This is a genomic window from Pirellulales bacterium (genome assembly GCA_035546535.1).
Lineage (GTDB): Bacteria > Planctomycetota > Planctomycetia > Pirellulales > JACPPG01 > JACPPG01.
On sequence record DASZWQ010000066.1, the window covers coordinates 1 to 19,213 of the forward strand.

General features: G+C 61.8%; 16 protein-coding genes. 7 read left to right on the top strand and 9 right to left on the bottom strand.

Going from position 1 to position 19,213, the window contains the following annotated elements:
* A partial coding sequence (locus VHD36_08820; protein ID HVU87412.1) for an Ig-like domain repeat protein occupies positions 1–2,890 on the top strand: 2,890 nt, incomplete at its 5' end.
* Positions 2,891–2,966: 76 nt separating this feature from the next.
* Here VHD36_08820 and VHD36_08825 read toward each other — a convergent pair.
* Complete coding sequence (locus VHD36_08825) at positions 2,967–3,263, bottom strand: hypothetical protein (protein HVU87413.1); 297 nt, start codon at positions 3,261–3,263, stop codon at positions 2,967–2,969.
* Here VHD36_08825 and VHD36_08830 point away from each other — a divergent pair.
* Both VHD36_08830 and VHD36_08835 read left to right on the top strand, forming a co-directional pair.
* Positions 3,250–4,068 (top strand): hypothetical protein, encoded by an 819-nt coding sequence (locus VHD36_08830; GenBank protein ID HVU87414.1) that lies wholly within the window; start codon positions 3,250–3,252, stop codon positions 4,066–4,068. The two genes, VHD36_08825 and VHD36_08830, sit on opposite strands and share 14 nt — an antisense overlap.
* Before the next feature lie 75 nt (positions 4,069–4,143).
* Positions 4,144–4,491: a hypothetical protein gene (locus tag VHD36_08835; protein HVU87415.1), complete on the top strand. Its 348-nt coding sequence runs from the start codon at positions 4,144–4,146 to the stop codon at positions 4,489–4,491.
* Between the two features lie 15 nt (positions 4,492–4,506).
* Here VHD36_08835 and VHD36_08840 read toward each other — a convergent pair whose 3' ends face one another.
* The gene (locus tag VHD36_08840) at positions 4,507–5,580 is read right to left on the bottom strand and encodes a hypothetical protein (GenBank protein ID HVU87416.1); all 1,074 of its coding nucleotides are present in this window, start codon (positions 5,578–5,580) and stop codon (positions 4,507–4,509) included.
* Between the two features lie 293 nt (positions 5,581–5,873).
* Positions 5,874–6,356 (bottom strand): cupin domain-containing protein, encoded by a 483-nt coding sequence (locus tag VHD36_08845; GenBank protein HVU87417.1) that lies wholly within the window; start codon positions 6,354–6,356, stop codon positions 5,874–5,876.
* Between the two features lie 172 nt (positions 6,357–6,528).
* Between VHD36_08845 and VHD36_08850 the strand changes: the two genes are divergently transcribed.
* Complete coding sequence (locus VHD36_08850; GenBank protein ID HVU87418.1) at positions 6,529–7,341, top strand: class I SAM-dependent methyltransferase; 813 nt, start codon at positions 6,529–6,531, stop codon at positions 7,339–7,341.
* A 237-nt stretch (positions 7,342–7,578) separates the two neighbouring features.
* On the opposite strand, the gene VHD36_08855 is transcribed toward VHD36_08850, so the two are convergent.
* From VHD36_08855 to VHD36_08875, 5 genes are all read right to left on the bottom strand, one after another.
* Positions 7,579–8,565 (bottom strand): fatty acid desaturase, encoded by a 987-nt coding sequence (locus tag VHD36_08855; GenBank protein HVU87419.1) that lies wholly within the window; start codon positions 8,563–8,565, stop codon positions 7,579–7,581.
* Between the two features lie 335 nt (positions 8,566–8,900).
* Positions 8,901–9,365, bottom strand: coding sequence for a YbaK/EbsC family protein (locus VHD36_08860; GenBank protein ID HVU87420.1), 465 nt, complete (start codon positions 9,363–9,365; stop codon positions 8,901–8,903).
* 315 nt (positions 9,366–9,680) lie between these two features.
* Positions 9,681–9,929, bottom strand: coding sequence for a hypothetical protein (locus VHD36_08865; protein HVU87421.1), 249 nt, complete (start codon positions 9,927–9,929; stop codon positions 9,681–9,683).
* A 184-nt stretch (positions 9,930–10,113) separates the two neighbouring features.
* Positions 10,114–11,229, bottom strand: a complete 1,116-nt coding sequence (locus tag VHD36_08870; GenBank protein HVU87422.1) for a DSD1 family PLP-dependent enzyme — start codon at positions 11,227–11,229, stop codon at positions 10,114–10,116.
* Between the two features lie 248 nt (positions 11,230–11,477).
* Positions 11,478–12,509, bottom strand: a complete 1,032-nt coding sequence (locus VHD36_08875) for a trypsin-like peptidase domain-containing protein (GenBank protein HVU87423.1) — start codon at positions 12,507–12,509, stop codon at positions 11,478–11,480.
* Positions 12,510–12,738: 229 nt separating this feature from the next.
* Between VHD36_08875 and VHD36_08880 the strand changes: the two genes are divergently transcribed.
* Both VHD36_08880 and VHD36_08885 read left to right on the top strand, forming a co-directional pair.
* On the top strand, positions 12,739–13,977 hold the full coding sequence (locus VHD36_08880) for a Gfo/Idh/MocA family oxidoreductase (protein ID HVU87424.1): 1,239 nt from the start codon (positions 12,739–12,741) through the stop codon (positions 13,975–13,977).
* Between the two features lie 159 nt (positions 13,978–14,136).
* Positions 14,137–15,387, top strand: coding sequence for a hypothetical protein (locus VHD36_08885; protein HVU87425.1), 1,251 nt, complete (start codon positions 14,137–14,139; stop codon positions 15,385–15,387).
* Positions 15,388–15,613: 226 nt separating this feature from the next.
* Here VHD36_08885 and VHD36_08890 read toward each other — a convergent pair whose 3' ends face one another.
* Complete coding sequence (locus tag VHD36_08890; protein ID HVU87426.1) at positions 15,614–16,477, bottom strand: hypothetical protein; 864 nt, start codon at positions 16,475–16,477, stop codon at positions 15,614–15,616.
* Between the two features lie 548 nt (positions 16,478–17,025).
* Between VHD36_08890 and VHD36_08895 the strand changes: the two genes are divergently transcribed.
* The gene (locus VHD36_08895; protein ID HVU87427.1) at positions 17,026–19,158 is read left to right on the top strand and encodes a PEP-CTERM sorting domain-containing protein; all 2,133 of its coding nucleotides are present in this window, start codon (positions 17,026–17,028) and stop codon (positions 19,156–19,158) included.
* The last annotated feature ends 55 nt before the right edge of the window (positions 19,159–19,213 follow it).

A 19,213-nucleotide genomic window follows, 5' to 3' on the forward strand; every position in this document is an offset into this window, starting at 1 on the left:
AACGGTCAATCTGGGGCCAGCGACGTTCGACGCCGCAACCTCGACGGCGACGTGGACGCTGAGCGCGCCCTACGCGCCGCTCGCGTCGGGCAGCTATCTGCTGGTTTTGAATGGCCACTCGGCCGATGCAGTGCACGATTCGTCCGGTACGCAGCTCGACGGAGCCTGGACGAATGGAACGAGTGTTTACCCTTCAGGAAATGGGACGCCCGGCACCGACTTTTCCTTCCGCTTCAACGTTCTTCCAGGCGACATCAACCAAGACGGGATCGCCAATAGTCAGGACCTGGCTCTGCTCAGTTCGCAATGGAACCAACCTGGTGCACCCCTGGCGGACACGAATGGCGACGGCATTATCAACACGCAGGACATTGCCACGGTCTCTGCGGCGTGGCTCAATCATCAGACCACGCCGGTCAATGTATTGGGGACAGCCGTGTCTCTGAATCCAGTGCCCGGCTCGATAACGTCCGACAAGACGGTCGCACTTTCGGCCCAGGTCGTGTCGAATCCCCAGAGCCTCATTAGCCCCAACGAAGGGACCGTGACCTTTTTCAGCGACAATGTGCCGCTTGGCACTGCCGCCGTTGTAGAGGGAACCGCCGATCTGGCGAACGTTTCCTTGCCGGTTGGCCAGCATACGATCTCGGCGGTGTATAGCGATGCCGGTGGAATCTTTGCCAGTAGCGCGACCGCCGCCATCGGGCCTGCGTCCACGATCGTCACGGCGGCCGGTGGTGGTGTCGCCGACGGTGATCCATCCATAGAGGCTCTCCTGCACGACGATCGCGGCGTTGCCGTCGATAGCCAAGGAAACGTCTACATCGCCGACACGCACAACGATCGCATTCGCCGGATCGATCATAGCACGGGCATTATCACGACCGTGGCCGGGACCGGCGACGAGGGATACGCGGGCGACAATGGCCTGGCTGTTCTTGCGCAATTAAATGCACCGAACGCCGTAGCCGTCGACGCTGCGGGCGATCTGTTTATTGCCGACGCCGGTAACGACGTGATTCGCAAAGTTGATCACGCGACGGGCATCATCACGACCATCGCCGGCACGGGCACTGCCGGCTTTAGCGGTGACAATGGGCCGGCGGTCGACGCGGACTTGGACTTCGCCTATGGAATCGGCAGTTCCTTCGCCAGTCCTACGCCTGCTGTCTTGGCGACGGATGCCGCGGGCGACGTTTTTATTCTGGACTTTAACAATGCTCGGATTCGTGAAGTGGATCATGCGACGGGAATCATCACCACGATCGCCGGAAATGGAACCCGGGGCGACACCGGTGATGGTCATCTGGCGACACAGGCCGAGATCGCTCCACTCGGCTTAGCGACGAACGCCGCGGGAGACGTGTTCTTCGCCGACGGAACCGGCGTCCGCAAGATCGATCATGCAACTGGGATCATCACCCGTGTTGTCGGCGGTGAGAGTGACGTGACTTCCGACTCGAGCTTTGCGGAAGCCGACACCATCGCGATCGACGCGGCCGGCAATCTATTCATTTCCGATTGGGCTGGATGGAGCATTCACGAAGTTGATCTTACCGCTGGCACCATGACAGTCGTTGCCGGCGGCGGAACCGAGACCAGTGACAACGTCTCGGCACTCGACTATCAATTGTCGTATCCGCTCAGCGTTGCCGTAAGTCCCGGCGGGGACCTGTTCATCGTTCAGTCCGGCTTCGCCGGGGTCAACAATGAAACGCCGACGAATAACTACTTGCGCGAGGTCAACCATGCCACCGGCCTGATCTCGACGATCGCCGGCGTTGGTTACAGCGGCGACACCGGCCCGGCTACCGACGCGGAATTGAACGCGCCGGGCGACGTTGCCATCGCCCCCAACGGCGATCTGCTGATTGCCGACACGGCGGACAACGTGATTCGCAAGGTCGATCACACGACTGGGATCATTACGACGATCGTCGGCACGGGCGCGCCAGGCGACAGCGGCGACAATGGTCCAGCAACCGCGGCCACGCTGCACGCACCCATCGCAATCGCCGTGGATGCGGCCGGTGATTTGTTCATTGCCGACGCTTTCAACCTGGCCATTCGCAAAGTCGACCACAGCACGGGCATCATAACGACGATCGCCACCACGTCCGAGACTCCGGGCTTTGTTGCCGCCTCGGCGGATGGCGATGTGTACTTTCCAGGAAATTTGAGCGTTTTGAAACTCGACCACACGACCGGCACCATTTCCACCGTCGCAGGAGGCGGGGCCAACAACGGCGATGGCGAACCGGCCACCCAGGCCCGAATTATTCCTGATGCCGTGGCGGTTGATCCGGCCGGAAATCTATTCATCGCCGACGCCAACGATTTCTGCATTCGCGAGGTCAACCACGCCACGGGTCTGATTACCACGGTCGGGCATGCCGCGGGTACGAGCATTGCGCTTGGGCCCGATGGGAATATCTTCGTCGCCAGCAGCATTGCCGGCAGCCAGGTCGTGGAGCTCAACCCGGTCACGGGGATCGCGACTCCCATTGTCGCCGATCACTTTGGCGCGCTCGGTGACAACGGGCCAGCGATTGATGCCAGCGTGTCCGTCGGTGGCGTCGCCGTGGACGCGGCGGGAAATCTGTTTATCGCCGATCCGCAGCACGATCGCGTGCGCGAGATTCTGAAGGGCGCGATCATCAACGTGACCGCGCCACTGCAAGTGGCAGCGGCGTCTCAGGCCGGAGATGAGGGAATCGCGCCGGTCAACTTAGCCGTCGATAGCCTGATGGCGTTCTCCGGTGAGCTGGCTATCGACGGTCAAGCGCCGGCCGCGCAAAGCCATCCGGCGGCGGCCTCGCTTGCCGCTTCGGCAATCGACGACGACCTGTTGGGGGTCATTGCATCCGCCAGAAGATCCGGCAGTAGCTGATAAGCGAAGTCAGAAGGCCTCCCGGCGGGATGCCGAGAGGCCTCTGGCGTGATTAGGCACCTAAGGGTCGATGAAATTACCGGCGTTCTTTTCTCGACGGCAGGCGCCTGTGAATCGTACGGCGCGTCGCGGTAGAATGCGCGCCGGGGGCAAAGGCGTTCGACAGGGGCAGGTCTGTGAGACGTTGCGCGTCGCTTAATGCCTTGTCTATCGTCCGGTCGCCCGCTGTGTTTGGCGGAAGAACTTTCGGAACCGGAATGAGGAGGCATGCCATGGACAGCTTGATTGCCGCGCGCTCGACGACGAATTTGACGAGGATCCGCAGGAGGGCGATTCGCCAACCTTGGTGCACAATGTTTGTGGCAGCGGCCATAGCCTTCGGCTCGGGCGGCATCAAAGTGGCGGCCGACGAATCGTCAGACGATCCGCAGGTTGACGACACGACGTTAGCGGCGCTCTTGGACGTGGCGCGCGAAGAGCTCGAAGCCGACGAGCTTTCGGAGAAGGAAATCCAGCTGCGTTTGAAGATTGTCGAGGATGTCGCCACGGTTAAGGCGTACTTTCCGCACGCCTATCGGGGCCGCCCCGAAATGCGCAATCCGAAGTACTGGACCCAGAATGCCGAGGGGAGCTACGTACCACGCCGAAAGCCTTCGGAAGCGATTCGCGATCTTTGGCGGACCACCAGTGGCATCCGTTGCCACAAGCTTTCGACGCTCGTGATGCTGAAGGGTTTGATCGATGTGGCCGACGACGAGCAACTGGCCGAATTGAACAACATGCTGCGAGACAAGGTCATTCCGAACGACCTGCCCCGGGAAGGATTCGGAACCTTGTTCGACGAGCCAGAGCCGCGCGAAGGGGACATCTTCCAGAACGACGAGTTCCTGCCCGGCGACAATGTATGGTTTTACAATCCGTACTTCGAGCAGCTAAGCGAAAAACTGCAGAGCAAGTACCGCGGCCAGGAAGGGCATCACGTGTTCTACATCGGCGGCGGGAAGGTCATGGATATGTACAGCCGCGAGCCGGTCTCGATCGAGGAATTTCGCGAGACCTTCCTGGAATGGGGGAGCGTGACGACAGTGGCCGACGATGAAGATCTGGAACCGAAGGCCGAGGACTTTCAGATCAAAGGAGTCCAGCGCGTGATTCTCGATGCCGATGAATCAGAATGAATCGTTGCCCAACGAACGAAGATGCAATGCGGTTTTCTGATTGTTTGCCGTGACTCGGTCAACACGGGGGCGTTCATGGACCAACCGATTCCCAACGTGTCTCGCTCTGACGTCGAGCGCATAGCCCGCCACGATTTCGGTCCAGCCGAGGCAGATCGGGCGATGGCGGTGTTGGACGAGTATCAATCAGAAAGCAGTGATCGATCCCGCGTGCAGCTGGCTGTCTTGAAGTTAGCGGCCGGCAATTTACAGCTTTTGCGCCGTCACATGGAAATCGCAAAGAACGATTATCGAGATGTGATTACCGCCGCGGAGTATCCGAGGTTCAGTCGCGAGATAGGTTTTAGCCCAGTCCCTGACTCGCTACGACAGGACGTCATTGACGACGACTGGCGCCAGTACGAGCATTGGCTGCGGCGATGACCGAGGCCCTCTTCGCTAAAACTCGATGTGCGTGACGCCGTCGACTTCGTCGAAGTGGCCGATCTTCAGCACCATGCCGCCCGAGCCGGGCATTTCGACGACGAAGGCCGGATCGCACACGACCACGGGGGGCGTTGCCACGGCCACCGCGACACTCGACAGATACGAAAGCGAGAGGGACAGCGCGATGAACCACGGAATCGTGCCCGCGGCCATCCGCACGAGCTGCTTTCGCTTGGCGCTTGAGACGTCGTTCTCGATGCAATACTGATCGATCACGTCGATGCGATCGAGCTCGCTGGTCAGGTCGAGCATCTGGTCAAAGCTGCAACCGTCGGTGCGGCACTTGCGATAGGTGTTGGCCGCCTTTAGCGCCAGCTTCCGGCGCTTGAATTCCAGGTGGGCCTGCAGTTTGTCGATGGCCCTTTGCTTGCGGGCCACGGCCAGCTTCATGATGCCGCGCGGGATTGCGAGACCAAGATTGGCGGTCGCCTCCACGGCCTGCATCGGTCGCCGATAGAGCGCCCGGCGACGATACGCGGCAAAGACCTCGGTTTGCACCTTCTCGACGGCCGCCATCAGATCGTCACGCGTCGTCAAAATCAGTTCGTCGCCGATTTCCACGCACAGCGGTTTCAGGTAATAAACCTTGGCCCCCTCTTTCATGGCGGGCCCGCTCAAGAATTCGTCGAGCCGGGTTTGCACCGACGCAGGAATCGTGTCCGTGATTTTGTCGAAGTCTTTTTGCTCGGTCACCGTAACGAAGAACTTTCCTTTCGGCAGGCGAATCGAAGCCTCGAACAGGTCGAACTCGCGCACCTGCGTGAAATCGTCGCGATGCTTCTTGACGACCGCGTCCCACCGCTTGTCCTTGGAGGCGAACGGCCGCGTCTCGCGGAGCATGGTCTCGGCCAGCGCCTTGTTCTCATCCTTCGGCGGCACCCAAACGGGCTTTCCGACCCAGGATCCGAACGGCTTGAGTTCTTGTTCCAGCGTGAACGGTTCGGCGGTCGCCGGATCCACGATCGAGGGAACGACGCGACGAGGGGCACTTCGCTGGGACACAGAGCGAGCAATGTTCCGAGGCATGTCAGGTCTCCGCAGAAAAGAGGCGACGCCAATGCCGAAGTTAGAAGTGTGCACCGTCAGGTGCATTCGCAGGTTATTGTCTCGAATCCGCCAACGGGTCGCAACATAATTTGCCGGGAGCATAGGCGTTTTCCCGCGAGATTCGATTCGCGCGCAAACCGTGTTTTCGCGCTTCCGAGTGGGACGCTAGCCACCTGACTTAGCGCGGGGGCGCCGCGTCCTTTCGTCTCATTTCGAACTGCTCGAACTGCGGTGGAAGCCTGACGGCACACGATTGCGGAGGGCAGCCGCGTTCAGTGTCCCAACAGCTGCAATTGGTAGCGCGAGGATAAGTCAGCGACCCATTCCGCGGAGTAGGTCACTCCGTATTTCGTGGCGAGCGCCTGGCGTGCTTCGGGATCATCGGATTCGGCCAGCTCGAGGAAATAGGCTTCGAAGCCAGCGGGTGAGATCACCTCGAGCAATCGCGCGGGAGCGGGGCCGGGATTCCAGAACGTGTGCATCAGTCCGCGCGGCTTGATCAGATAGCTGCCGGGCCCGGCGATGAACTCCCGGTCACCAACGCGCGCCCCGACGGTTCCCTCCAAGACGTAGGAGTATTCGTCTTCATTCTGGTGAACGTGCGGCAGCACCAATCGGCCGGGCTCGATCGGATGCTCGACGATGGCAAAGGCCCCGCCCGTATCCTGGCCCGACACTTTGAAGACGACCCCCATACCGCCGAGCGATACGGACCGCCCTTCACCTGGTTTCACGGACAAATGTGGAGCGCTCATCGCTTAGCCTCCCATGCGAGTTCATCGCTTTGCCCTGCTTGGATTATACCCGTGTGAACCACGACCAATGGGCACGGCTAGGACGCCGAGCGGCGCTTCGAGCAGTTCGTGTCGCGCAGGCACTTGACAGGCGATATACTGGGGCGAGACTTTCTGGGCAGGAGAATCATGTATGAATCCGAACAAGGCCTTGTGGGAAAAGGGAGACTTCACGCGCATCGCCGAGAGCATGCGCGAGAGCGGGGCGGCGCTCGCGGAAAGTTTTGGGATCACGCGCGGGTTGGCGATCCTCGACCTGGGCTGCGGCGACGGAACGACCGCGCTTCCTGCGGCGAAGCTGGGCGCGAAGGTATTGGGCGTGGATATCGCCCGCAACCTGGTCGAGGCCGGCAATCGGCGCGCTCAGGAGCAGGGGCTGGACAACTGCAAGTTTCAAGAGGGAGACGCCTGCGATCTCGGCGGGCTACCGGATCAGACATTCGATCTGACCGTGAGCATCTTCGGAGCGATGTTCGCGCCGAAGCCGTTTGACGTCGCGAAAGAGACCGTGCGCGTGACGCGGCCCGGCGGACGGATCATCATGGGTAACTGGATTCCCAACGATCCGACGCTCGTGGCGCAAATCTTGAAGATCTGTTCCGCGTTTACACCGCCGCCGCCCGAGGGCTTTGTTAGCCCCATGACGTGGGGCATTGAGAGCCACGTCGTCGAGCGCTTCGTCAGAGCGGGCATAAGCGCCGATCGCATTTCCTGCACGCCGGATACGTTCACCTTCAACTACGCAGGTTCGCCGGCGGCGTATGTCGAGGAGTTCCGAAGGTATTACGGCCCCACGATGAACGCTTTCGAAGCGGCGGAGAAAAACGGTCGGGCCGAGGAATTGCAGCGAGAACTCGAGGCGCTCTTTATCAGTCAGAACAGAAGCGGGCGCGCGGACAGGACGTCGATTCCGGCGACCTTTTTGCGCGTGACCGTCGCGCGGTGAATTCGCGCGCAGAATTACGGACGGACAATAAAAACGCCCCGCCGGTGAGGACGGGGCGTTGCGTTTGATTGCGATGGGGGTGCTCTTTCGCGTAGCGAACAAGCATGTTAAGCGCTGGCAATCATGGCCGCGAGACCTGCTTATGCGCCCTCACCCGAAGAGCATGCCACTTAAGCATGCTTATTCCGCCTGTCGGCGGAAACGGCATGGCACACATCTTTACGGCGAGGGCAGCAATCAGCTGCGCGCCGCGAGGGCTTTTTGCCGCTCGGGCACGTCGCGCACCAGGTTCCAGGCCAGGCCGAGCTTTTCCATCGCGACGATCGCGGCGTAAGTGATATCGAGTTCCCACCAGCGGTGCCCGTGACGGGCCATGCGCTGAAAGGCGTGGTGGTTGTTGTGCCAACCTTCGCCGTAGGCGAGCAAACCGACCCACCACAGGTTGCGGCTGTCGTCCGTGGTTTCGTAATTCCGGTAGCCCCACATGTGCGTGGCCGAATTCACGAACCAGGTGACGTGCAGCACGTACACCAGCCGCAGGAACATCCCGTACGCGACGAACGAGCAGGCCGTGTACAAATCCCAACCGAAATAGCCGACCGCGAACAAGGCGAAGCCCAGCACGAAATGCCAGACGATGAACGTCTTGTCGAGGAAGCGCATCACTGGGTCCTTGTACAGGTCGGGCGCGTAGCGCTGGATCAGTTGCCGATGATATTCGCCGCCGCGGTTGGGCGCGAGCCACAGCATGTGGCTCCACCAGAAGCCGTCGCGCGGCGAGTGCGGATCGCCTTCGTGGTCGCTGAATTCATGGTGCTTGCGGTGGACGGCCACCCACATGATGGCCGAGCCTTCGCCGGCCAGTCCACCGACGAACGCCAAAGCGCGGCGCACCCAGGGATAGGTGGAAAAGCTGCCGTGCGTCAGACAGCGATGGAAACCGAGCGTGATGCCGAAGACGCCGGTGATGAATCCGAGGATTAACGTCAGAGCCACGCCCTTCCAGGTGAAGCAGAACAGGGCGCCGATGGCCCCCAGGTGCAGGGCGCCGATCCACAGGATCACGGGCCAGTCGTAGCCGCGCTTCCAGCGATTGGCTTGCGATTCGATGGCCGCCGCTTCGCGCGCCACGCTCGAGCGACGCGCTTGCCCTGAACGAGCTCGGGCCTGATCACGCTTCTTCTTCAGTTTCCGTTTGTGCTTCAGTATCTCGACAGGTGTCACGGACGATTCCCCTTGAATGGTCTGTTGCGGGGCAGGCAGCCCGATGGCGTTTTGCGGCTCAATCGGTGCGGCCGCATCTTGTGGCCGCGCGATCCTACCTGCTTATTCGACGAATTCTAGGAAGGCTTCCGTTTGCGAGTGTCACGTCGCCGTCCGCCGAATGTAAAAGATTGGTAACAAGCGCCGTACATGTCGAAAAACAAAGATTTCCCGGCCCGCGCGGCGCGCAGAAATGCTCTTGACACCACTTTTGGGGAGGAACATGAGCAAGGCTTGAGCCACGGACCGACGTCTCGTCAGGCTGCATTACCGGCCGGAAGGGGCCGATGGCGGCGTCACGCGTGCGTTGCAACGCCGAGCACCAGCGGGTGCTCCAGCTCATAGAAGTCGCGATACTTCATGCGGATCGCCTGCTCGTGGCTGTTGCCCTCGAAGACGATCTCTTCGGCCCAAGTCAGCGACTCGTCGACGATCGTCTCCATGCCATGTTGCGATCCGAAAGGAGGCAACGCGCCGACTTCGCAATCACGGCAGAGTGCCGCGATTTCGTCTTCCGTGGCGAGCTCGATGTCGACCACGCCCATGGCCTGGCGCAATTTGTCCAAGTCGACGCGCGCCGAGGCGGGCACCACGATCAAGTAATAGCAGAATCCATGCGCCGCTTTGAGGACGACGCTCTTCGCGACCCAATCGCCCGAGACGTGTACTGCCTCGGCAACACGTTGAGCGCTGTATGCCGCCGGATGGTCGATGACGTGGAATGTCGCCTGATGTTCCCGCAAGTATTCTTGCACGTTCATGGTGCTCCCCTCCGACAACCAGGCACCCTTTCCCATGTGTCATTCTACCGAGTTGGGCGCCGGGCGTCCTTCGTGAAGTCGCCCGAAGCGGAGCTGTTACACCGAGAAACGCCTGTCCTTGTCGACACAGCCGACAAAAGGCATCGGCCGATGGTTGCGGGCGCGTAACCCGCGAAGACAATTTGCCAGGTGGACAGACCCGTAAACGAATCGGCCGGCGAGCCGGACCTCCGCGACGACCGCTCGGTGCAGCTGCAAAACCGGGCGCGTGGGCGCTCTTCGGGCCGGGCAGCACGCCCGATCCCCGTGGGGGAGCTACACCTGGAAGGTGTTCAAATGCTGCCGGGCGAGCACTTCTTCGACGGCCGTTTCCCAGATTTGGCGTATGGTGTCGTCCTGCAAAGTTGCCAGTTGCGGCGCCTTGCGCAGTTCGTCGGCGAACTTCTTCGGATTCCGAAAGATGGCTGGCGTCATGCTGCAGGGAATCACCTTGGCTTGCTCTTCCGCCCAGACGAAGACGGTGATCCGCTGGTCGATCGAAACCTTGTCGAGTGTATGTGCCATCTCAGATAAAATCCCAAAAGTATTGTCCGTAAAAGCCCCAGGGCGTGCGAGGCCGGGAATACTGACTCTACCCTCCGAAAGAAAAGAGTCCATACGGGTGGACCCGGGGGAGCCGGGGTTCGCCTGCACTTCCCCGTCACGACCCAACCGATCCGGCATACCCGGCATCGCCAGCCACGCACGACTATCGTAGCTTACCCCGCGCTTCGATGGGCCAGACGACTTCCAACCGCCCGTCACGAAAACCGTACAGCTCGTCATGAAAAACGGTCGTCAGATCGGCGTAGCCGGGGATCAATTCCAGTCGGTCGCCGATCTTCAAATCGCGGGCCGTGGGGCCTAATTCCAGTGTCCCGTGCTCGGCCGACAGGCCTTTTACGCGAATATCGTCGCGACCGGCCACCAGGGGCATGGTCAGTTCCATACTCAGTGATTTGCGACCCGCATCGATGATCGCCCGTTCGGGCGCCGGCCGGCTGACGACCGTCGTGAGCACGGTAAGGGCATACTGCAGGTCCGGTATGCGGCAGCGTTTGCGATAAAAGGCATCCATGAAAATGGCGCCGCCGGCCTGAATTTCGGTAATGCCCGGCTGTTCGATGGCGTACAGATACGAACCGGTGCCGCCGCAGGAGACGATCTCGCAGGGCAACCCGGCCCGGCGGATGGCGTCGGCCGTTTCGGTAAGGCTGCCCAGCGCCGCGCGAATGGCCGAGGCCTTTTCGTGCGCGTCACTGACCGTGAGCAGATGCCCTTCGTAGCCCATGATTCCCGCGAGCTCCAGGCCTGGGCTTTCCGCAATCTGACCGGCCAAGGCCAGAGTTGCCCGGCCGGGCAAGGTGCCCACGCGCGAGAGGCCGATATCGACCTCGATCATCGTGCGCAGTTTCAGGCCCGCCTGCGTCATGGCGTCCGAGAGCGGCGTTACCTGGTCCATGTGATCGACGCACACGATCGGGTCGGCGATGCGGCGTAGCTCGACCAGCCGCGCGACTTTGATCGGCCCCACGATCATGTTGGCGATCAAGATGTCGCTGATGCCGGCGGCCGCCATCACCTCGGCTTCGCCGAGCTTGGCGCAAGTAACGCCGATGGCGCCGGCAGCCAGCTCGCGCTGCGCAATGGCCGGAATCTTGTGTCCTTTCGAGTGCGGCCGCCAGGCGACGCCATGCGCCCGGCAGGCGGCCATGACCGCCTGGATATTTGCGTCCATCACATCCAGGTCGACACACAGTGCAGGCGTGTCGAGGGCATCTTTGGCGCAAGCGGCCAGCGCAGGCATTGGCTCCGTCATGCTCATCGGTGGGCACCTTCGTCGGGGGCTGCTGAGCGGGGAATACGCGAGGCAGGCTCGTGCAGGGCTGCGGGCGCCCTCTGATCTTAGAAAGGCCACCCCGAAAGTGCAAAAAGAAAGGTGCGGACATCGTCGAAGCAAGCAACGACCCGCCCCTCTCCAGTGTCACTGCTTCGGTCGACGGGGTGCCACGGGCTGGCTCGTCCGCCCGTGGCCCGTTACGGGTCCGCGCATTCCCGAGCTTGTTGACCCGCTTACCCCTTTTCCGCCGGAATCACGCGCAGTTCGCGCAGCTCCCCGTCCCGGATGACCTGCATCGGCCAGCCCATCCCGATCCGCTCTTGCGTGAGCACGGCGTGCAAGTCGTCGATGCTGGCAATCGACCGGCCAGCGAATTCGACGATCAAATCCCCTTCGGCCACGCCGGCCTGGGCCGCGGGGCCATTGGGCTCGACGCTCATCACCAGCACCGTGGTGTCCTGCAGGATGTCGTGCCGCCGCGCCAATTGCCTAGGCAGCTCGATATTCTGACCGGCCATGCCGATCACGCTGCGCCGCACGCGACCGTAGGCAATCAATTGCGTCGCTACCAGCCGGGCCGTGTTTACGGCAATGGCGAAGCAGATTCCCTGCGCCGGCAGGATCATCGCCGTGTTGACGCCGATCACTTCGCCGTGCGAATTGACCAAGGGGCCGCCCGAGTTACCGGGGTTCAGCGCCGCATCGGTCTGGATGATGTCGTCCATCAGGCGCCCGCTGCCGGCGCGCAGCGTCCGTCCTAGCGCACTTACGACGCCGGCGGTGACCGAGCAACTGAAGCCGAGCGGATTGCCGATCGCGATTGCCAGTTGGCCGACGCGAATCGCTTGCGAATCGCCCAGCGCCACGGCTGGCAGATCCGAGGCGTAGGCCCGAATCACGGCCAGGTCGCTGTCGGGATCGTCGCCGACGACGTCGGCGGCCACTTTCTGGCCGTCGGAAAACATCACGTGAACCTTGCTCGCTCCCGACACGACGTGGCTGTTGGTAACGATCAAGCCGTCGGGCGTAATAACAAATCCCGACCCGCTGCCGCCGCGTCCTTCGACATTCTGACCCTGGGTATTGCGCCGCGCATGCCGCACGTCGATTTTCACGACCGAGGGGCTGACCACTTCGGCGGCGCGTGTCACGGCTTGCGAATAAGCATCCAATAGCGCGTGATCGTCGACCGTCGTGCGCTTCGTCGGTATCGGCAAATAACCGGGAGTGTCTTCTTGACCCGTCCATTCCAAAAAGCTGGGCATCTGACTCCTCCGTTTCTTCTTCCTCCCTGCATGCGGCAAGCCCGAGCAGGGGGTTAAAAATGCTATGCGCGGTGGCAAGGTCCGGCAAGGAAGGCGCGATGTTGCGGCCGGCCGCCGCGCGTGGCTCGGCTGCGGCCCACGGGCTATCATGGCCGCAGACATGATGCGCCCGCCACAAACGGCGTGGGCGCACGACAACCCGGCGCGAATCAGCGGGAGTAGCAAAGCGATGACCGATGCATCACACGACGCGAACGGACGCCGACACTTCCTCAAGACGGCCGGCGTTGGCGCTGCTGCGCTAACGGCCGGTTTCACCGCCACGGCCCGTGGCTTTGCCGCCAATGAAACGATCACGGTCGGCCTGATTGGCTTCGGCGGTCGCTGCCGGCAACTGTACGGCGCGCTCAAACGTGTTCCCGGTGTCACGGTCAACGCCGTGTGCGACGTGTGGGACAAGAACTTGCAAGCAGGGCGCGAGGCCGCCGCCGAGGGGGCCTTTGCCACGAAGGATCATCGCGCTCTCTTGGATCGGAAAGATATCGACGCGGTGCTGATCGCCACGCCCGACCACTGGCACGTGCCGATCACGATCGACGCCTGTGCCGCCGGCAAAGACGTCTATGTCGAAAAACCATTGACGCACGAGCCGTCTGAAGGCGCGGCGGTGATCGAGGCCCAGAACCGGCACAAACGCATCGTCCAGGTCGGCACGCAGCAGCGCAGCATGCCGCAATTCCAGAAGGGTTTCGAGATCGTCCGCAGCGGCCAATTGGGCAAGATTCACAAAGTCCATCTGACCTGGAACCGCAACACGCCGCGCCATAATCCCAAGCCCGAGGATATCGATCCGGCCACGGTCGACTGGCAACGATTCCTCGGCGGCGCTCCCGAGCAGCCGTTCGATCCGTATCGCTTTCGCAATTGGCGCTGGTTCTGGGATTTCGGCGGCGGCATCCTCACGGATCTGATGGTTCACCACCAGGATATTGCCAACTGGTACTTGGAACTCGACGAGCCGGAGACGGCCGCGACGATTGGCGACCATTTTCAGGCGGCCGGCCTGTGGCAAACGCCCGACACGGTGCAGACCCTATTGCGTTATCCCGAGCAGGGCGTGCAGGTGTACTTCGAAGGGACGTTCTTCAACGCTCGCAACGCGGCCATGCTGGAATTCATGGGGAGCGAGGGAACGCTGTATCTCGATCGCGGCCGCTACGAGGTGATTCCCGAGCGGCGTAGCAAGCTCGAGGCCAGTGAGATGGTCATCGGCGAAGGGCCACGCGGCGCCGATTTTTACGGGCAGCCCGAGGGCGAGCTCTTGCACCTCACGAATTGGGTCGAGTGCATGCGCAGCCGCCAGAAGCCCAATGCTCCGGCCGAGGCCGGCGTGGTGGCCGTGAAGGGAGCGCACCTGGGCAACCGGGCGTTACGAAGTGGCCAGGTGGCCCGCTGGGATGCGGTTTAACCGGTTGCAATTCTGCAAAAATCCCGTGCGCCCGCGTGGTTTAAGCCTATCGGCCTGAACCGCCGCGCGCCGGCCGACCGTAGAAAGGCTAAAATGGCGAAGAGCCGCCCGGGGCGAGGGAGTGCCATGAAACCGTCGATGCCGAGCAAGGAGAAGGGCATGCAAAAGCCAATTGCTTTCACCGTGCTGGTTTGTGCCAGCCTGATCGCGCCGTGGACTGCTTACGGACAGGAGGAGTTGCCGGCGCCTCCGGCTGCGCCGTCGCGGCCTGCAGCGCCCCGACCCGCTCCGGCCGCAGCGCCGCGATCCGCGCCCGTTCCGGGTGCCGTGCGTCCCCCGCTGCGGCGACCGCTGACCGATGACGAACGAGCCCAGCGGCGCGAACGGTTGCTGAACCTGGGCGGCCAGGTGCTCAATTCGCTCGTGCCCGCCGATCCGAATGCGCCGGGCGCCGCGCCGATTGACATGGGTCGGCTCAATGGCGCGCTGGGCCCTCTGGTCACGGCGCTACTAGGCGGCGGACGGGACATCGAATCGCTGCGGATCGGCTTCGACCCGCAGGCGACGAACTTTGCCGAAGATCGGGCGCGATTGTCGTTCGACGCCTCTCTGCGCCGCACCGCCTGGGACGACGCTCCCAGTCGCATTAACGGCACCATCGGCGCGAACGTCGCGCAGCGGGATACCGGCGGGCTGGTGGCCGTGATCGACGGTCGCGTTCACATGCAAACATCGACCGTGGCTCTGGCCAACTATGCGCTAGTTGAATACAAGAAGCGTTCGGCAGAGCGCACCCCACAAGTCGCGCCCGCGCCGGCCGATGCCGTTGGTGCACCGGTTGGCGCTCCTGCGGCAAGTACCACGACTGATGAAATCTTCGGCCAACTGCTCGACGAGCGGCTGGCCCGCTTCGACCGCTTCGAATCGCTCGATGACGTGGCGGACATGCTGACGGCGATCTCGGGCTTGCGCCTGACGGCGGCCGATCAGCACATCGAACAGTTGCGCAACGCCGTGCGCGCGGAGAAAGACCCGGCCGCGCGGCAAGAACTGTCAGAACAACTGACCGCCACGCGTGCCGAGCGTGATCGCCTCTTGGACGTGCGCCCGCGCATCGAGCGCGGCTCAAACGGCGTTGTCCACACGATCTCGCTCGACATGATCGGATCGGAAATCTTCCCCGGTGCCGACCTGCGGCAGTTGGAATGCCGGATTCAAGAAAACGAGATCTGGATCCAAGCCTCGGGCGCGATGACGCGCTGGATGGAACTGTACCCGGTTTTCAAGCCACTCGTCATGGGCGTGCTGCAGCGCATCCAAAGCGGCGACCCGCGAGCGCTCGACGGCGTCCGTCCGTTCGTCGATGGCCCGATCGGCCAAGGCCGCGCGATCATCATTGGGCGACCGTAGGTTCGAGATCGCGCTAGTTCAGGTGACATCCAATGTCGCCCCTGCGGGGCTTGCGACGATTTTTTGGGGAATCGTCACCGTGGACTCGCGTCCACGGCTACACGACTCGGCCCCTTCGGGGCCAAATCCCTCGACAGGATGTCCGCAAGCTGATGCACAATTTTGGTTGCTGGGCTGGATTCTTTGACGCGTACGGCGTCATGAGATGCAGCGACGAGAGATCGCACTAGTTCTGCTCGCGATGTTTGCCGGCCAGGCGTAATTCTTTGATCGTCTTGTCGAGGCTGTGCTCAAGCACGCGCAAGCGAACCCGATGAGCCTGGATTTGTTCGGCAGTTTTCTCCACCGTTAAGTTTGGAATCTCTTTCTCAATCTTTTCAATTTGCAGTTCGAGAGTTTCCCGTTGGGCGACAAGAGCGTCGCGTAGCGCGCCCGCGTCCGCGATCTGGTCCTGCAACGCCAGCAGTTGTTGCTGGTACAAATCCAGCTCCCGTACCAGCAACGGAAGCCGCCGTACCTGATACGTTTTCGCTTGTTCCAGCCGCTCGAGTTCTTGCTGTTCTTCGATCAGCAATGCGGATTTCTCGAGATATTGCCGTAGGGACGGCTGGTTGCCCTCGCTCGTAAGCGTCGCCGTAGAGGCGTTGGCGCTCAGTTGCCGCGTCGCCGGTCCTACCATGATTTCGGCCTGCACGACTTTGCCGCGACGCACAATCGTGAGCCTGGTTTTTCCGGCCGATTCGTCGGCGCGGTCCAAGGCGCGCAGTGCCGTGTTGAAGTCAGGGACGTTTGATTCGTCGATGAGCACGATCGCGTCACCGACGCGCAGACCGGCCACCTTGGCGAGCGGGCCGGTCACGAGGACGACGAAAAGTCCCCCGCGATATTTCCTCAGCGGCGGACGCGCGTTGATTTGGTGCGCCTCGGCCACCGTGACCTGAACTCCCAGTCGCTCGGCAATGATCACTTTGGCCTGATCGCTGTCGACAGGCTTTTCGTCATCGATCGAACCCGCATCTCGTGCATCGCCCCGAGCCGCCCATGCGAGCAATAGAAAAGCGCATGTGAAAAGCGTCTTAGCCCGATCCATGGATTGCCCTCCGTTCGTCGTAGCGCTAGCGATCTGTAAGCTGGGCCGATCGTCAGGTGGCAACTGCATTTTAAAAACCTCGCCGCCCGCAAGGCAAATTCAGGGGCGGCGGGCAGGGTGAACCGCAAAGTCTGTAGCCGGCGCCTGCGATCTCGGAATCGGTAGGGTGCCCTGCGGGCACCGTGACCCAAAAACTTCGTTCGTGGTGCGCAAGAGCGCACCCTACGGTCTCGGCCGCAAGGTGGCCGCCTACAGAAGGTGGGAGGCCGATTTCCTGCGTTTCTCAGCGTTTTCTTGACTCCCGGTCCCTAAGGATTACACTCGCAGTTCCATGCATCTCCTGGTGAGTTTCGTGTAACGGGGGATGCACCTTCGCGGAGCAACGCCACTGAGCGTTTTCTAAAAGCCGGGCTTGCCAGGTCGTGGGTAGCGACCTTGCGCAGATTCTCACCGGCTGCCTTCCGTGCGCTCCCTCGCGGCGATATTTGTCGTCCCAACGCCGCGCTCGATGCGCGTCCTACTCGGAACTACAGAAAAGAGGCCAGCTAATGGACACAAAGAATATATATCTGCCCGCGGCGCTCTTCGCCGCCCTCATCTTCTCAGCTCATCCCGCGCAGGCGGTCACACTCAAGCCTGGCGATATCGTCGTCGCCGCAAATATCGGCGGCACGCCGCTTCCCAATGACGTCCTTGTTGTCGTCGATCCGACAACCGGCAACCGCACCATCTTGTCAGGTGGTACCGTCGGAACTGGTCCGGCGATCACTGGTGGGTATTCTATGTCGTTCGCGTCTGACGGAAGCTTGTTGCTTGCCGAAGGTGACGGGTTGATGCGCATTGATCCCGCGACGGGAAACCGAACGGTCATCAGCGGGAGCATCTCTGATTTCAACTTCCTCGGAACAGGGCCGACGAACGGCTGGTACAGCAGCGTGCAGTTTGGCAATCAGATCGTCCTCGGCGGTGGCGCCCTATTGTACGTCGATCCGACGACCGGCAATCGCACCAACGTGCTGGGCGGCGAATCGATCGCATCCAAGGACGTCATCGCAAGCGGAAACGATCTCATCGTCTCCTCGAGCGGCAGTTCGTTCAGTGGAATCGTCAAGTTCGACCCGGCGACAGGCACCCAGACAATCATCTCAGGCGGTGGGGTCGGCACAGGACCGGCGATCATCCTACCGACCGGAATCGTATTCGACGGATTGGGGAACATACTTGTGTCGACGATTCCCTCGTTGCCGTCGGGCGAGATCTTGCGGATCGATCCGCTCACCGGCGATCGCACGATCGTATCCGGAGGAGGGGGCGGCACAGGGCCAAGCCTCGGCGGCTTTGGTGATCAAATTGCCGTAGAACCAAACGGCATGATCCTGGCCGTAGACGGGGGCTACGCTAATCTCTTGCAAATCGACCCGACGACGGGCGACCGTACCATCCTATCGGGCCCCGGTTTCGGGACCGGTCCCGTCTGGCCTGCCACCGGTCTGGGCATTCCCTGTATCGTCGTGCCTAACGTCCCCGAGCCGTCGTCAATCGTGCTGCTGGCTTTCGGCGGCGCGGGGCTGGCGACCGCAGCGCGGCGCCGATCGCGTGCCGGCCGTCGACTAAGAAACGCAAAAGCCCCTATTTTGATCTTGGGGCTACTTGCCGTTGTCATCTTCGCATCTAGTCCCGCTCTGGCCGCGCCGCTCCAACCGGGTGACATCGTCGTCACCACCGAGTTCAACAGCACCGATCTTGGATTGATGATCGTTGATCCCGTGACCGGAGACCGCACGATCTTTTCCGACAACACCCATGGCACGGGTCCGGACTTTGTCGGGCCCGAGGGTGTGTCGGTTCTTCCCGACGGCAATCTGTTGGTCGGAGACGGGCACGTTGATCGATTTGGCCAGCGGACGAACCGTCTCATCGAGGTCGATCGAACGACCGGCGATCGCACCATCATTTCCGGCTCCGGGGTCGGCAGCGGTCCTGACTTCCAGACCGTCATCGGCGGGCTGAGTTATGGCAATTCGATTGTTGCCGTCGATCAAGGCCTCGACGCGCTTTTGAATGTCGATCCGGCCACCGGAAACCGCACGATCATTTCAGGTAGTGGTGTTGGGTCGGGGCCTGCGCTGTCGATTCCGGCGGGGACAGCAATCGTGGGCACCAGCGCGATCGTGGCGAATAACGTGACTAATCAACTCTTGTCCGTTGATCTGACCACCGGCAATCGCACGGTGCTTTCCGGACCCGGAGTAGGGACCGGGCCGGCCTTCGACTTGCCTAACGACGTGGTGCTGGGTGCGGCTGGCAACTTAATCGCGGACGACACGCAGGCGATATTTAGCGTCGATCCAGCGACCGGCAATCGCACGATCATTTCGAGTGCCACGGTTGGCTCAGGCCCGATTTGGGGAGGTCTTGATCCATGGGGAATCACGACCAAGGCCGATGGCACCATCCTCATGGCGGCGCTATTTTCAGGCGCGCTCTACACCATCGATCCGGTTACGGGCAATCGTACGATCCTCGCTGACGCGACCCACGGCACCGGGGCTAGTTTCGTGGCCGTGCTGGATCCGGTGGTCATTCCGAATGTGCCCGAGCCGTCGACGATTGCGCTCCTGGCCATCGGCGCGATGGGCGTCCTGGCCGCGGCTCGCCGCGCGAGACGATTGAAGCGGTAGTGTGCGCGTCGCTCAAAGCTCCAACGATCGGCAAAAATAGTCGCTTGGTACGCGT